Source organism: Kitasatospora sp. NPDC004615 (genome assembly GCF_042873545.1).
Classification (GTDB): Bacteria; Actinomycetota; Actinomycetes; order Streptomycetales; family Streptomycetaceae; genus Kitasatospora.
In genome coordinates, this window is sequence record NZ_JBIALQ010000012.1 from 133,777 (window position 1) to 148,674 (window position 14,898).

A 14,898-nucleotide genomic window follows, 5' to 3' on the forward strand; every position below is an offset into this window, starting at 1 on the left:
GCCTAGGATGGCCGGCGTGATCGCGGACGAACCGATGGCAGCGGAAGCGGACGGGACCGCCCTTCCCGGGGTGCGCAACTTCCGGGACGCGGGCGGGCTCGGGGCACTGCCCCAGGGCATCCTTTACCGCTCCGGTGCGCTGGACCAGTTGACGCCCGACGGCGCCCGGACGCTGCTCGGCCTCGGTGTGCGCACCGTCCTCGACCTGCGCAGCACGCCGGAGGTCACCGCCCGCCCGGATGCGCTCGGCGACAGCGGCATCCGGCACCTGCACGTCCCCGTCTTCGCCGAGCAGCGCTGGCCCGAGGAGCAGGCCGAGCTGTACCCACTGATGGCCGAGCTCGCCGGACGCCCGGCCGTCGCGCTCGTCCGGACCTTGCTGGCCGCCGAGCGCCGGGCCGTCCTGGTGCACTGCGCGTCCGGCAAGGACCGCACCGGCGTGGTGGTCGCGCTGGTGCAGTCGCTGCTGGGCGCCGGGGAGCCGGAGATCCTCTCCGACTTCCTGCGTTCCAACGCGGCACTGGGACTCACCGCCCACGACCCCGACGTCCCCGGCCATGCCGGCCGCCCGGTCGCGGCCGTCCACCTGCGACGCGCCCTGATCTCCGTCCGTTCCCACCACGGCACGCTCGAGGAGCACCTGCGCGCCCACGGCGCTCGAACCTCCGAACTCGCCTCCCTGCGCGCCGAGTTCCACCCCACGGCCTGCCCGTAGGGCCTTCCCCGCACCGTCGCACCGGCCTGCCGCGACGCACCCGCCGCAGCATCCTGTTCCGCCTAGACCTCCTCCGTTCCCCGCGCTGCCCGACACCCGCACGGCATCGCATCGCTCGTCCTCTGACTGCGACCCCGGGGCCATGACCCCGGAGTTGCCGCCCCTCGCCACCGCCGGCGACAACCGCCGGCGGCTGATCAGTTGCGCGGGCTGATCAGTTGCGCGGGTGCGTCTCGTACATCCGCACCGCCACGGTGACGCCGGCCACTGCGGTCAGCGCGGCAACCGCCCAGATCGCGGTGGTCACGCCGTAGGCGTCGGCGAGGATGCCCGCCACCAGCGCTCCGACCGCGAAGCCGCCATCACGCCACAGCCGGTAGACGCCGACGGCGCGCGCCCGCCATGCGGGGTGGGCGACGTCGCCGATGACGGCCAGCAGCGTCGGGTAGACCAGGGCGGTGCCCGCACCCAGCAGTGCCTGGGCGGCGGCCCACACCGGGAAGGTCGTCCCGACCGCGACCAGGCCGAGGGCTGCGGCCTGCAGCAGCATGCCCGCGGTGATCAGGTGCTTGCGGCCGATCCGGTCGGACCACCAGCCGGTGAGCATCTGCCCCGCGCCCCAGACCGCCGGGTAGAGCGCGGCCAGGATGCCGATCCGGCCGATCTCCAGACCGTGCGCGGCGTACAGCAGCGGAAAGATGCCCCAGGCGAGGGCGTCGTTGAGGTTGTTGACCATGCCGGCCCAGCTGGCGCTGGACAGCGCCCGGTCTCCGAGGCTGGTGGTGCGCGCTATTCGGGCGGTGCTGAGCGCCGCCTGGTCGTCACCACCGGCGTTCGCGCGGGCAGTGGCCGCATCCTCCGGCGTGGCAGCGACCGTACCCTCCGGCGAGGCCCCGGCCGCCGCTCGCTCCAGCGCCGCGCTTGTGGTGACCGCATGGGCGGCGGCCTCCGCCCGGGCGTGCTCGCGCGTCTCCCGGACGGCGGCGACCGTCAGGCCCAGGCCGAGCGCGACGTAGGCCGCGCCGAGCAGGAACGGCTGTGGGCGCAGGCCCCAGTGGGCGGCAATGGCGCCGGTGCCGGTCGCGGTGACGGCCACCGCGAGGTAGCCCGCCGCCTCGTTCAGGCCCATCGCAAGGCCACGCCGGGCCGGGCCGACCAGGTCGATCTTCATGATCACCGTGGTGGACCAGGTGAGGCCCTGGTTGACGCCCAGCAGCACGTTCGCCGCGACGATCCAGCCCCAGGTCGGGCCCCAGGCCAGCATCGCCGGTATCGGCAGGGCCACCAGCCAGCCCGCGATCAGCACCGGCCTGCGCCCGTACCGGTCGGAGAGGGTGCCGGCGAAGAAGTTGGTGACCGCCTTGGTCGCGCCGAACGCCAGGATGTACGTCAGCGCACCCGTGTAGGCGGACAGGTGGAAGACCTTGTCGGCGAGCAGCGGCAGAACCGTCCGCTCCTGCCCGAGCATGCCGCCGACCAGGGCGTTGACCGCCACCAGCAGGCCGAACTGCGCGAGGTTGGCGCGCAGCCCGAGCCGGATCGGGCGGCCACCCGGCCCGCCGGCCGGGGTGGCGGGCGGAGCAGTGGTCGGCGCGGCTGCCCGGTGTGGCAGCGGGCGCTGGGCCTCGACGGACATGGGCGGCTCCCGGGTGGTGCGTATTGCGTCGAACGTGGTGCGTGGTGCGGTGCTCCGCCGGCGGTGACCGAGCGGCGTGCACGACGAGCATATTCCACTCTTTCATGGATTACTGGATAGGTGCGTCCACCTGTGGTCGTGCGGGCAGCTTCCGGACGGCCGGCAGCGCGAGCAGGAGGAGGGCGGCGGGCACTCCCAGCGCGGTCATGCCGAACAGCGTTCGGTGCACGCCGATCCCGTCCGCGAGCGGGCCTGCGAGCACCAGGCCGAGTGGCATCAGCGCCACCGAGATCAGGTGGTCGTAGGAGCTGACCCGGGACAGCACCTGCTCGGGTATGTGCACCTGGAGTGAGGTCTCCCACAGCACGAAGCACAGCGAGACGCCGACTCCGGTGCAGGCCTCCAGCAGGGCGATCACCGCGACCGGAGCGCCGGATCCGATGATCAGCGCCTGGCAGGAGGCAATCGCCATCCCGACGGCCGCCACCGCCATCGGCCGGGCCGGTTTCAGGCGGTAGGCGCAGACGTCGCCGACGATCGAGCCGAGGCCGAAGGCGGTGACCACCACGGCCCAGGCGCCGGCCCCGCCCCACTCGCGATCCGCCAGGACCGGGCCGAGCACGAACACCGAGGGCAGCACCACCACGTGGTACACCGCGATCGCGAGCATGCCCGACCACACCCAGGCCCGTTCTCGCACTTGCCGCCAGCCGACCCGGAGTTCGGCCAGGAACCCGAGTCGCTCGGCCTGCTCCGCACTGGCCCGCCCGCCCACCGCACCGAGTCTCACCAGCACGGCGGCGCTGGCCGCGAAGCTCGCGGCATCCACCATCAGGGCACCGCCGGGCCCGGCAAGGGCCACCAGCGCGCCGGCCAGCACCGGGCCGATCACCAACCCCACCGAGTGGACGAGCCCGCGCAAGGCATTGGCCTCGCTCAGCCGTTCACCGGACACCAGCAGCGGGATCAGCCCGGTGGAGGCGGGCAGGAAGAACGCGTCCGCCACCCCGAACACCACCATCAGCAGTGCCAGCACCCCGACCCGGGCCGTCCCGGTGAGCAGCAACACCGCGACGGCCGCCTGGACCACGCACCGCACCAGATCGGAGGCCAGCATGATCCGCTGTCTTGGCATCCGGTCCGCCCACACGCCGCCGATCAGCATGAACACCAGCGTCGGCAGCAGGCCCGCCGAAGCCACCAGGCCGACATCGGCGGCCGACCCGCCGATCGACAGCACGGCGAACGGCAGCGCGACGAACGACACCCTGTCGCCCAGGACGGACAGCGACTGGCCGACGAACAGACGGGCGAACTGGCGCTCCACCCGGAGTACTTCGGGAATCAGCACAGCCACGGGCACCTCCACAGCGGGTCGGGGAACAGCGATCACCGCGATGGTAGGAAGCTCCCGAAGCAGCTGTCGCGCGATTTATCCGCAACGCCTGCAATGCCCAGATCTCGCTCAACTCGCTTTAATGTCACGGTATTTGATGACCACTCGGCTTCCAAGCGCCCAAGCGGGACCGTCCGCCTTCCCTCCCCACGCTCCCCCAATCCCACCGATCGGCCAGACTTTCGCACCCGACCATCGGACCGCCGGATCACCCGACCGCCCGACCGCCCGGGCGGCGCAACTCGGCCGTAATACGGTCGCGATGAGCTTGTGATTGCTCCGTTCGAGTGATTAGGCTCGGTCCGGCCCGCACCGTCGGGCCCCGCACGCGGCAACGCCGAACCCTGTCCGCCGCGTTGCCGGGTCGACCACCACAACCCTTGGACAGGGACGGGGGAACCAGGTACGTCGCCGCCCCCACGGCTAGGGGTGAAGCCGCCGCACCGGCTCCCGCCGGCACACGGCGGCCGGGCCTCCCTCCGGTCCGAACCCGACAGCTCACCTCGCAGGCGTGCGGAGAGGATCTGGCATGCTCTTCACGGGTTCCGGGCGCCACCGTCGGCAGAGCCAGGCGGAGAAAGCCGCCGAGCGGGCGATCGCCGCAGCCGGCGTCGCCGGCGTCGGCCTCGCCCTGCCGCTGCTCGCCGTGACGGGTGCGCAGGCCGCGCCCAGCACGGTCTGGGACCGGGTCGCCGACTGCGAGAGCGGCGGCAACTGGAGTTCCGACTCGGGCAACGGCCTTTACGGCGGCCTCCAGATCACCGCCCAGCGCTGGATCGACTACGGCGGTACCCGGTACGCCGAGCTGCCCAGCGGAGCCACCCGCAGCCAGCAGATCGCGGTCGCCGAACGGATCCTGGCCACCGAAGGCCCGCAGCCGTGGGTGTCCTGCGCCGACACGGCGGGCCTGCGCACGGTCAGCGCCGCCGGCGTGGTGGACAACAACGACTCGGCGGACGAATCGGGTGCGCTGCGCGGCGCCCGCGGCATCGCCGCCGTCAACACCGCCTCGGACGGCACCGTCGCCCCGCAGAACGCCACTCCGGTGTTCTCCGGCCTGCCCGGCTACGACCCCGTGTACCACGTGTACTGGTACGAGAAGAACGGCGGTTGGTTCTGGACCAGCCACCAGAGCCTGTACGAGCGCTACATACAGCTGACGCACCCCCAGCCGCCTGCGGCCACGCCGTCCCCGGCACCCACCCCGGAGAGCCCGGCCACCCCGACCGCTCCGACTACGCCGACTGCGCCGTCGACCGACCCGAGCACCAACCCGAGCCCGAACCCGACCACACCGTCCGACAACCAGAACGGCAACGGAAACGGGAACGGCGCCGAGAACGGCAACGGCACAGGCCACGGCAACGACCAGGGCCAGGGTCAGGGTCAGGGTCAGGGTCAGGACGGCCACGGCAACGGCGGCACCCAGCAGCCCACCACCCCCGACCCGGCCACCACCACGCCGCCCCCGAGCGCCTCCACGCCCGGCAGCGCACCCGCGCCCGCCGAATCCCCGTCCGCTGCGACCCCGTCCCCGCAGCCGTACACCGTCGGCCCGGGCGACACGCTGGCGAAGATCGCCCGCAGCCACGAGCTGAACGGCGGCTGGAGCGGTCTCTACCAGAGCAACCAGCAGGTGGTGGGCGAGAACCCGGACCTGATCCACCCGGGCCAGGTACTGAACCTGGGCTGACGGCCGCCCGGTCGAGCCGCCGTCACTTCGGGACGGCGGCCAGTCCGGTGCAGCCGCGCAGGCCGTCGCGGCGCTGCTGGGCGGCCTTCGCCGCGCTGCCGGTCTGCGGGACGGGCACGCCCCGGCCGTCGATGTGGGCGGGGGTGAACGCTTCTCCGGTGACGCGCCCGTCGGTGCTGATGGTGAGTGTGGTGACGCCGGTCTCGTCGGAGGCGGTGTAGTTCGAGGTGCCGTACCAGAGGAAGTTGCCGAAGCCGTACGCCACGTAGGTGTTTCCGAGCATGCCCGCGCCGAGCATGGTGTGGGCGTGGGTGCCGACCACGGCGGTGGCGCCGGCGGTGGCGAGCTTCTTGGCGAGTGCGGTCTGCGCGGCGGTCGGGCAGGCCACGCCTTCCTCGCCCCAGTGCAGGTAGACCAGCACCACGGGCGCCTGCGCCTTGGCCTCGGTGACGGCGCGCAGCAGGGCCTTCTCGTCGAACGCGGAGGCGATGCCGGCCTTGTGCTCGCCGGCCCGCCACTTCTGGTTGGTGATTTCGTCGACCTGGCTCGCCGCCAGGACGGCGACCTTTGTTCCGCGCACGTCGGCGATGTGGGGCGCGAAGGCTTCGGCCGTGTCCTTGCCGATGCCGATCAGCGGAATCGGGGAGTTGGCTTTGGCGGCGAGGGTGTCGGCGAGGCCGTCGGCGCCGAAGTCGACGGCGTGGTTGTTGGCCTGGGAGAGCACGTCTATCCCGGCGTCCTTGAGCGCGGTGAGCGCCTTGGGGCTGGTGCGGAACGTGTAGGTCTTGGGCTCGGGCTTGCCGCGGCCGGTGATCGCGGTCTCCAGGTTGAGCACCGCCAGGTCGGCGGCGGACAGGGTCTTGGCGATCGGCCCGAGCGCGGTCTCGCTGGCGGGGGCGGTCAGCCGGGAGCCGGTCCGGCCTTCGAAGTGGACGTCGCCCGCGAAGGCCACGGTGATGCTGCCGGCGGCGCCGCTCGGCGCGTTGTCGCCCGAACCCGTGCTCGGATCGCCCGTCGTTCCCGGGCTGCCGGACGACGCGCCTCCGGCGGAGTCCCCGGCGGGGGCGGTGGCCGTCGTCCCGCCGCCCCCGGATGGCGTCGATCCGCCGCATCCGGCGACGGCGGTGAGCAGCAGGACGGCGGCAGCCGTGGTGAGTGGTGCGCGGCGCATGGTGATTCCCCCGGATCGTTCGCTGCGTCGCACTGTATCCGCGCCACTCGATCACCGGAAGCCCATCTCGCCACCAAATGATCACAACTGTGCGACCTGATCCGCCGTCGAACCGCTCAGGCGATCACTCCGGCCGCGCGCAGCAGCCAGCGGTTGGCGCGGCCGACCAGTCCGGCCCGGTCCAGCACGCCGATCACCTTCTGCGCCATTTCGATCTTGGTGGTGCGCCAGTGCGGGTTGGCCCGGGCAACGGCCTTGCCGATCTTCGGGTCGATGCCGACGGCGGCGTAGAGCCGGGGGTGGATCAGCGCGGTGGTGGCGTAGTAGATGACCACGCCGAGGAACAGCTGTTCCCACCGCCGTCGCAGCGGCCCGAGCCGCTTGCGGACGAGTTCCTCGCGGGCGTAGGTGATGTGCCGGGACTCTTCGATGACGTGGATCCGGGAGACCTGCCGGGTGAGCGGCTGGACGGTGTCGTCGTTCATCATTTCGCGCTGGAAGGCGTCCAGGATCTCTTCGACGTACATGGTGCCGCCGAAGGTCTGGCTGTGGGTGGAGATCGCCTTGAACAGCCGGCCGAGGTTGTGGGCGACGAATCCCGCACCGTACGCGGGGACACCCATTTTGGCGATCATTCGGGCGAACATGATCGAGTGCCGGCATTCGTCCGCGATCTCGGTGAGCGCGTACTGGACGTGGTTGCTGGTGGGGTCCCGGTCGAAGGCGTGGCGCAGCAGCATCTGCATGAGGATCTCCTCGAACCAGATGCCGACGCTGGCTATCGAGGCGACCTCGTGCTTGGAGAGTTCGACGCGCTCGTCCTCGGTCAGGCGCTCCCACAGGTCGGTGCCGTAGAGGGAGAGGTGGCGGGGCGGGCAGTAGTAGGCGCCGGGGACGGGGTCGGCGTCCCAGTCGACGTCGTTGAGCGGGTTGAACGAGAGCTTCGCGGAGGAGGCGAGCAGGCGTTCGGCGGTGCGTTCCCGGTCGGGGGCGGTGCGCTCGCGGTCGGGGGCGCCGGGGGTGGCGGCGGGGTGGGGCGGCATGCCGGCTCCTTCGCGGTGGGGCGGAGTCGAGGGTGGTCGGGGTGGAACGGTGCCACTGCCGCGAAGGTAGAAGTTATTAGACTGGCCGTCAATACACTGCGCACAAGGAGGCGTTCGCCGTCGGCCCGAGGGTCCGTCAGCCGTGCCAGTCGGCCGGATCGGCCCACGCCGCCAGCACCCGTCCGCTGACGAAGCGCCGCCGGGTGCCGTCCACGGGGTCGGTGAACTCCAGCGACCGTGCCAGCAGTTGGAGCGGACGCCGGTAGTCCTCGGGGTCCTGTTCGGGCAGCAGTTCAGGGTAGATCGGGTCGCCGAGGATCGGCAGGCCGAGGCCGTTCATGTGCACCCGCAGCTGGTGGGTGCGGCCGGTGCGCGGGGCGAGCCGGTAGCGTCCCAGACCGTCGCGGGTCTCCAGCAGCTCGACCCGGCTCTCCGCATTGGGCTCCCCCGGCACCTGGTAGGCGTCCAGCCGGCCGTGGTCCTTGACCAGCCGGTTGCGCACGGTGGTCGGCAGGGCCACTGCGGGGTCATGCCGGGCGATCGCCTCGTACGTCTTGACGGCCTCCCGCCGTTCGAACAGTCCCTGGTAGGCGCCCCGGCGGGCGGGGTCGGCGACGAACAGCACCACGCCCGCGGTGAGGCGGTCCAGGCGGTGTGCGGGGCTGAGCTGGGGCAGGCCGAGGTCGCGGCGCAGCCGGGCGAGCGCGGTCTCGGTGGCGTGGCTGCCGCGCGGCGTGGTGGCGAGGAAGTGCGGCTTGTCGGCGACCACGATCCGCTCGTCGCGGTACAGCACCTCGACGGGGAACGGCACCACGGGTTCGGGCGGCCCGGGTTCACGGTGGAACCACACGTGGCCGCCGGGCCGGTAGGAGGTGTCGGGGGCGATCGGCCCGTCGGTGCCGACGAATTCACCGGCGTCGAGCATCGCCACTATCCGTCCGGTCCCGGCGGCGGCGCCGTAGCGCTCCTCCAGGTAGGCGCGGACGGTCGGCCAGGGGCCTTCGAGGGGCAGCCGCACGTGGACCGCGTCAATGCCGTCGCGCTGCGGCAGCGGGCTCACGGGAGCGGGGGGCCTACGCGCCACCGGGCGCCACCTGGGGATCTGTCCGACGGGTGTCCATCCGGCCCACGATAGCGGTCGCTCACCCGTCTGGGCGCGGGCGGCCCGGCATGCGACGATGGCAGGGCGGTACCCGCCCCCGGAACGGCAGGTGGCCAGATGGACACCGACAAGCAGGGTAGTCACCGGATCCGCGCCACCTCTCCGCTGGCGGAGGGCGGTGCGCAGCTGCCCGACGGCCTGCTGGCCATTCCGGTGGCGACGGCGCTGGTCGCGTCCGACGGCCGGATCCTGCACTGGAGCCCGGACGCGGAGACGCTGCTCGGTTTTCCCGCCGCGGCGGCGGTGGGCGCCCGCGCCGCGGACCTGCTGGTGGGGGCGGACCGGCGTCCGGAGGTGCTGGAGCTGTTCTCCCGGATCCTCGAGGGCCGCCCGTTCTCGGGGGTCTTCCCGGTGCGGCACCGGGACGGGCATCTGGTGCGGCTGGAGTTCCGCGCTTTCCCGATCCTCGGCCCGGACGGCACCCCGATGGTGCTGGCGGTGGCCTCCGACGTCAGCGCGGTGCGCCGGCTGGCCTCCGACCTGGCGGTGCTGGACGGTTTCTTCACCCAGTCCCCGCTCGGCATGGCGGTGTTCGACACCGAGCTGCGCTTCGTCCGCCTGAACGAGGCGCTGGCCCGGATCAACGGAGTGCCCCGGCAGAAGAGCGTGCGGCGGCGCCTGACCGAGGTGCTGCCCGCCATCGACGGCCAGCAGGTCGAGGCGATGATGATGAAGGTGCTGGCCGACGGCCGGGCGGTGCTGGACGCCCGCACCCACGGCTGGACGCCGGCCGACCCGGAGCGCGAACACGCCTGGTCGGTGGCGTGTTTCCGGCTGGACGAGCCGGACGGCACGGTGCTCGGGGTGTGCGTGACGGTCGTGGACATCACCGACCGCTTCGAGGCGGAGATCGCCGTCGACGCCGCCCAGCAGCGGCTCGCGCTGCTGAACGACGCGTCCGCACGGATCGGCACCACACTGGACCTGGCCACCACCGCCCGGGAGCTGGCCGAGACGGCGACGCCGCGGCTGGCCGACGCCGTGGTGGTCGAGGTGCTGGAGTCCATGGTGCGCGGCGAGGCCGTGGTGCTGCCGGACCGCTCCGACCGGTCCGCGGTGCTGCGCCGGCTGGCGTTCCACACCGTCCCCGACAGCGGAATGTGGCCGATCGCCCCGGTCGGCACGGTGCGGCGTTTCCATCCGAGCACCCCGGACGCGTGGGCGCTGGCGCACAGCCGGCCGGTGCTGGTGCCGCAGACCGACGCCCCCGCGATGAAGTGGTTCACCGACGATCCGGTGCGCGGCGCCGCGATCCGGGAGCAGGGGGTGCGGTCGTTCATGGTGGTGCCGCTGATCGCCCGCGGCTCGGCGCTCGGCACCGCGACGTTCCTGCGCGCGCACACCGCGGCCCCGTACGACGAGGCGGACGTGGCGCTGGCGGCGGAGCTGTCGGGCAGGGCGGCGGTGTCGATCGACAACGCGCTGCTGTACACCCGGGAGCGGGACGCCGCCGAGCAGCGCCAGCGCGCGCTGGAGGCCGCCGAGACCGCCCAGCAGCGGCTGGCCCTGCTGAACGAGGCGTCCACCCGGATCGGCACCACGCTGGATCTGCACCTGACCGCGCAAGAACTGGTGGACGTGGTGATCCCCCGCTTCGCGGACTTCGTCACCGTCGACATCCGTGAGGCGGTGATGGCGGACGAGGACCCGGAGCCGGTGCCCGAGTCGGGTTCGGTGCTGCTGCGCGCGGTCGCGGTCGGTGAGCGGGCCGACGACAGCGAGGGTGCCCGCGCCAAGCTCGTGCACGCGGCCGACGAGGTCGGTGGGGCGTCGCGTTCCGCGCACCTGTACGCGCAGGCGATGCGTACCGGCCGGTCGGTGCTGGTGCCGCACGTGGACGAGTTCGCGCTGCGGCGGATCGTCACCTACCCGGAGCGGGTCCAGCCCAGTCTGGACGCGGGCCTGCACTCGTATTTGATGGTGCCGCTGCTGGCGCGCGGGCAGGTGCTGGGCGGGGTGGAGTTCGCGCGGATGGCCAATCCGGAGGCGTTCACGGCGGCCGACCTGGCGCTCGGCGAGGAGTTGGCGGCGCGGGCGGCGGTGTGCATCGACAACGCCCGGCTGTACCGGCGCGAGCGGGACACCGCGCTCACCCTGCAGCGCAGCCTGCTGCCGCAGGACGTGCACCTCACACCGGGGTTGGAGATCGCGCACCGCTATCTGCCCTCGACGGTGGGCGACGAGATCGGCGGCGACTGGTTCGACGTGGTGCCGCTGACCGGCGGCCGGGTGGCGCTGATCGTCGGCGACGTGATGGGCCACGGCATCCGGGCGGCCGCCACCATGGGCCAACTGCGCACGGTGGCGCGCACGCTGGTGACGCTGGACCTGGATCCGGCGCGGGTGCTGCGCCGGCTGGACGATGCGACGGCGCAGCTCGGCGAGGGCCAGTTCGCGACCTGTGTGTGCGCGGTGTTCGACCCGGTGGACGAGGAGTGCATCCTCGCCTCGGCCGGGCATCTGCCGCCGGTGGTGTCCGAGCGCGACGGGCAGGCGCGGCTGGTGCAGCCGCCGCCGGGGGCGCCGTTGGGCGTGGGCGGGGTGCCGTTCGAGTCGATCCGGTTCCCGCTGCGCAAGGACGGGCTGCTGGTGCTGTACACGGACGGTCTGGTGGAGCGGCGTGGCCAGGACCTGGACGAGGGCCTGGAGTTGCTGCGCTCGACCGTTACTCACCGTCAGGGCACCTTGGAGCGGGGCTGCGATGTGGTGCTGGACGCGCTCGGCGCGACGCTGGGGCAGGACGACGTGGCGGTCATCATGGCGCACGCGGGTCCGGTCGGCGAGGACCGGCTGGCGACGCTGCCGCTGTCCGGCGACCCGGCGCTGCTGCGGCACGCCCGGGAGTTCACTCGGCGGACGCTGACGGGCTGGGGTCTGACCTCGCTGGTGGAGCCGGTGGTGCTGCTGACCGGCGAGTTGTTGACGAACGCCCTGGTTCATGCCGGTTCGCCGCTGCAACTGCGGGTGTTCCGTGGTGCGTTGCTGACGGTGGAGGTGTCGGACGCGGACAGCCGGGAGCCGCGGCTGCGGCCGTCGGGTCCGCACGAGGAGGGCGGCCGGGGCATGCAGCTGATCAACGAGTTGGCGCTCCGCTGGGGCAGCCGGGCGACCCGGGACGGCAAGGTGGTCTGGTTCGAGATGGAGCTCCCGGCCCGCTGATCCGATCGTCATACCGATTGGTACTTCAACTGCCTTGTCCGACAAGCGAATCGACGGACCGTCAGCCCGGTACGGCATCCGGCGGTACCTCACTCACCCGTCACGGCAGTGGCGTTGCCCCGGACGGGTGACGACACGGCCGGAGGCCCACGCCACGGGTCGGCCCTCCTCCAGGATCGGTCGCGATCGGTCGCGATCGGCGCCAACCATGGAGGACTTGATGCGTTCCAGCATTGCCAAGCTCACCACCGCCACCATCCTCACCGGGCTCGCCCTGTTCGGTGCCGCGGGCACCGCGTCCGCGCACGAGCACCACCCGCACGGACACCACCACCACCCGCACGGAGCGATCGCCTTCGGCGGCGACGCGCTGGCGATCGACGGCGACGCGGTGGCGGTCGAAGGCGACGCCTGGGCCGTCCGCGGCAACGCGCTGGCCATCGACGGCGACGCCGCCGCACTGGGCGGCAACGCCGCCGCGCTCGGGGGCGACGCCTTCGCCGCGGGCGGCGACGCGCTGGGCGTCGAGGGCGATGCGGCCTCCCTGGGCGGCAGCGCCGCCGCGATCGGCGGGGACGCCTTCTCCGCGGAGTGAACAGTGCCGGTGCCGCCCTGCCGGGCCGGAACGGCTCGTGGCAGAACGACTCAGGCTTGAACCAGGGTCGAACGGCTCAGCGTTGAACGGCCGGGCGGTGTCCTCGCGACCCGCCCGGCCGTCCCGTTGAGCCCGCGCCGGCTAGAGCGGGGTGACGTAGGCGCCGGAGATGCCGCCGTCCACCAGGAAGGTGTTCGCGGTCATGAAGGAAGAATCGTCGCTGGCCAGGAAGGCGACGGCGGCGGCGATCTCCTCGGGCTCGGCGAACCGGCCGAGCGGGATGTGCACCAGGCGGCGGGCGGCCCGCTCCGGGTCCTTGGCGAACAACTCCTGCAGCAGCGGGGTGTTGACCGGCCCCGGGCACAGCGCGTTGACCCGGATCCCCTCGCGTGCGAACTCGACGCCCAGCTCGCGGCTCATCGACAGCACCCCGCCCTTGGAGGCGCTGTAGGAGATCTGCGAGGTGGCGGCGCCCATGACCGCCACGAAGGACGCGGTGTTGATGATCGAGCCCTTGCCCTGGCGCCGCATGTGCCCGATCGCGTACTTGCAGCACAGGTATACGGAGGTCAGGTTGACGTCCTGGACGCGCTTCCACGCCTCCAGCCCGGTGACCAGGATCGAGTCGTCGTCGGGCGGCGAGATTCCGGCGTTGTTGAACGCCACGTCCAGGCTGCCGTAGTGCTCGACGGCGGTGTCGAACAGCACCCGGACCTGCTCCTCGTCGCTCACGTCGGTGCGCACGAACAGGCCGCCGACCTCGTTGGCGGCCTTGGCGCCGGTTTCCTCGTCGATGTCGGCGCACACCACCTTCGCCCCTTCGGCGGCGAACCTGCGCACGGTGGCCAGGCCGATGCCGCTGCCCGCGCCGGTGACGACGGCCACCCGGCCGTCGAGTCGCTTGGTCATGGGGTTCATTCCTCCGTCGCGATGAAGACATTCTTGGTCTCGGTGAAGGCGTGCAGGGCGTCGGGGCCGAGCTCTCGGCCCAGGCCGGACTGTTTGAAACCGCCGAACGGCGTCCAGTACCGCACCGAGGAGTGCGAGTTGACGGACAGGTTGCCCGCCTCGACGGCGCGGGCGACGCGCAGTGCCCGGCCCACGTCGCGGGTCCAGATCGAGCCGGACAGGCCGTACTCGGTGGTGTTGGCGATCCGTACCGCGTCGCTCTCGCCGCGGAACGGCACCACCGCGACCACCGGCCCGAACACCTCCTCGGTGAACGCCCGGTGGTCGGGCGCGATCGGGGCGAGCACCGTCGGCGGGTACCAGAATCCGGGCCCCTCCGGGGCGCTGCCGCGGAACGCCACCTCGGTGTCGCCGTCCACGTACGAGGCGACCCGCTGCCGGTGCGCGGCCGAGATCAGCGGGCCCATCTCGGTCTTCTCGTCGCCCGGGTCACCGACCCGCACCGCCCGCACCGCGGTCTCCAGCCGGGCCATGAACGCCTCGTACACGCTCGCCTCGACCAGGATCCGGGAGCGGGCGCAGCAGTCCTGCCCCGCGTTGTCGAACACCGCGTACGGGGCGGTGGCGGCGGCCTTGTCCAGATCGGCGTCGGCGAACACGATGTTGGCGCTCTTGCCGCCGAGCTCCAGCGTCACGGGTTTGACCTGCGCGGCGCAGCCGGCCATCACGGACCTGCCGACGGCCGTGGAGCCGGTGAACACCACCTTGCGGACATCCGGGTGGGTGACGAACCGCTGCCCGACCACCGGCCCGCGGCCGGGCAGGATCTGCAGCACGCCCTCCGGCAGCCCCGCGCGCAGGGCGAGTTCGCCGAGGCGCAGCGCGGTCAGCGGGGTCGCCTCGGCGGGTTTGACGATCACCGTGTTGCCGGCGGCGAGGGCGGGCGCGAGTGCCCAGGCGGCGATCGGCATCGGGAAGTTCCACGGGACGATCACGCCGACCACGCCGAGCGGCTCGTGGAAGGTGACATCGAGGCCGCCCGCGACCGGGATCTGCCGACCGAACAGCCGCTCCGGCGCGCCCGCGTAGTACTCGATAACGTCGCGGGCGTTGCCGGCCTCCCACCGGGCATTGCCGATGGTGTGCCCCGCGTTGGCGACCTCCAGCGCGGCCAGGTGCTCACGGTCGGCGTCCACTTCGGCGGCGAAGCGGCGCAGCAGCCGGGCCCGGTCGCCCGGGGCGACTGCCCGCCAGCTCTCGAACGCGACCTTGGCGCGGGCGATCGCGGCGTCGGTGGCCTCGATGCCGGCCAGCTCGACGGTGGCGATCACCTCCTCGGTGGCGGGGTTGACCACCTGGTACGGATCGGGCTGGTCGATCACGGCGCTCTCCTGTGGTGTGGTGTCCGGGTGGCCGGGC

The 14,898-nt window shown here is 72.6% G+C and carries 11 protein-coding genes and 1 riboswitch; of the genes, 4 read left to right on the forward strand and 7 right to left on the reverse strand.

Annotation, left to right across the window (positions count from 1 at the left end; translation table 11 throughout):
* Nucleotides 1-7 precede the first annotated feature (7 nt).
* On the forward strand, nucleotides 8-715 hold the full coding sequence (locus tag ACFYS8_RS32480; protein WP_387648017.1) for a tyrosine-protein phosphatase: 708 nt from the start codon (nucleotides 8-10) through the stop codon (nucleotides 713-715).
* A 214-nt stretch (nucleotides 716-929) separates the two neighbouring features.
* On the opposite strand, the gene ACFYS8_RS32485 is transcribed toward ACFYS8_RS32480, so the two are convergent.
* Both ACFYS8_RS32485 and ACFYS8_RS32490 read right to left on the reverse strand, forming a co-directional pair.
* Nucleotides 930-2,351 carry an MFS transporter gene (locus ACFYS8_RS32485; RefSeq protein ID WP_387648020.1) on the reverse strand — a complete coding sequence of 474 codons (1,422 nt, stop codon included), beginning with the start codon at nucleotides 2,349-2,351 and terminating at the stop codon, nucleotides 930-932.
* 109 nt (nucleotides 2,352-2,460) lie between these two features.
* Nucleotides 2,461-3,708, reverse strand: coding sequence for an MFS transporter (locus ACFYS8_RS32490; RefSeq protein ID WP_387648023.1), 1,248 nt, complete (start codon nucleotides 3,706-3,708; stop codon nucleotides 2,461-2,463).
* Between the two features lie 398 nt (nucleotides 3,709-4,106).
* Nucleotides 4,107-4,273, forward strand: a riboswitch (cyclic di-AMP (ydaO/yuaA leader).
* Nucleotides 4,274-4,276: 3 nt separating this feature from the next.
* On the opposite strand from ACFYS8_RS32490, the gene ACFYS8_RS32495 reads away from it, so the two are divergent.
* Nucleotides 4,277-5,440, forward strand: a complete 1,164-nt coding sequence (locus ACFYS8_RS32495; protein WP_387648026.1) for a transglycosylase family protein — start codon at nucleotides 4,277-4,279, stop codon at nucleotides 5,438-5,440.
* Nucleotides 5,441-5,462: 22 nt separating this feature from the next.
* Here ACFYS8_RS32495 and ACFYS8_RS32500 read toward each other — a convergent pair whose 3' ends face one another.
* The 3 genes from ACFYS8_RS32500 to ACFYS8_RS32510 all read right to left on the reverse strand — a co-directional run bounded on the left by ACFYS8_RS32500 (nucleotide 5,463) and on the right by ACFYS8_RS32510 (nucleotide 8,738).
* The gene (locus ACFYS8_RS32500) at nucleotides 5,463-6,611 is read right to left on the reverse strand and encodes a CapA family protein (protein ID WP_387648029.1); all 1,149 of its coding nucleotides are present in this window, start codon (nucleotides 6,609-6,611) and stop codon (nucleotides 5,463-5,465) included.
* A 116-nt stretch (nucleotides 6,612-6,727) separates the two neighbouring features.
* On the reverse strand, nucleotides 6,728-7,654 hold the full coding sequence (locus ACFYS8_RS32505) for a diiron oxygenase (protein ID WP_387648032.1): 927 nt from the start codon (nucleotides 7,652-7,654) through the stop codon (nucleotides 6,728-6,730).
* A gap of 136 nt (nucleotides 7,655-7,790) precedes the next feature.
* On the reverse strand, nucleotides 7,791-8,738 hold the full coding sequence (locus ACFYS8_RS32510) for a pseudouridine synthase (RefSeq protein ID WP_387648034.1): 948 nt from the start codon (nucleotides 8,736-8,738) through the stop codon (nucleotides 7,791-7,793).
* A 135-nt stretch (nucleotides 8,739-8,873) separates the two neighbouring features.
* On the opposite strand from ACFYS8_RS32510, the gene ACFYS8_RS32515 reads away from it, so the two are divergent.
* Nucleotides 8,874-11,975 carry a SpoIIE family protein phosphatase gene (locus ACFYS8_RS32515; RefSeq protein WP_387648037.1) on the forward strand — a complete coding sequence of 1,034 codons (3,102 nt, stop codon included), beginning with the start codon at nucleotides 8,874-8,876 and terminating at the stop codon, nucleotides 11,973-11,975.
* A 220-nt stretch (nucleotides 11,976-12,195) separates the two neighbouring features.
* Complete coding sequence (locus ACFYS8_RS32520; protein ID WP_387648040.1) at nucleotides 12,196-12,570, forward strand: hypothetical protein; 375 nt, start codon at nucleotides 12,196-12,198, stop codon at nucleotides 12,568-12,570.
* 141 nt (nucleotides 12,571-12,711) lie between these two features.
* On the opposite strand, the gene ACFYS8_RS32525 is transcribed toward ACFYS8_RS32520, so the two are convergent.
* Both ACFYS8_RS32525 and ACFYS8_RS32530 read right to left on the reverse strand, forming a co-directional pair.
* Nucleotides 12,712-13,488: a 3-oxoacyl-ACP reductase gene (locus tag ACFYS8_RS32525; RefSeq protein ID WP_387648043.1), complete on the reverse strand. Its 777-nt coding sequence runs from the start codon at nucleotides 13,486-13,488 to the stop codon at nucleotides 12,712-12,714.
* Nucleotides 13,485-14,861, reverse strand: coding sequence for an aldehyde dehydrogenase family protein (locus tag ACFYS8_RS32530; RefSeq protein WP_387648046.1), 1,377 nt, complete (start codon nucleotides 14,859-14,861; stop codon nucleotides 13,485-13,487). The genes ACFYS8_RS32525 and ACFYS8_RS32530 overlap by 4 nt, the downstream gene beginning before the upstream one ends.
* Nucleotides 14,862-14,898 lie beyond the last annotated feature (37 nt).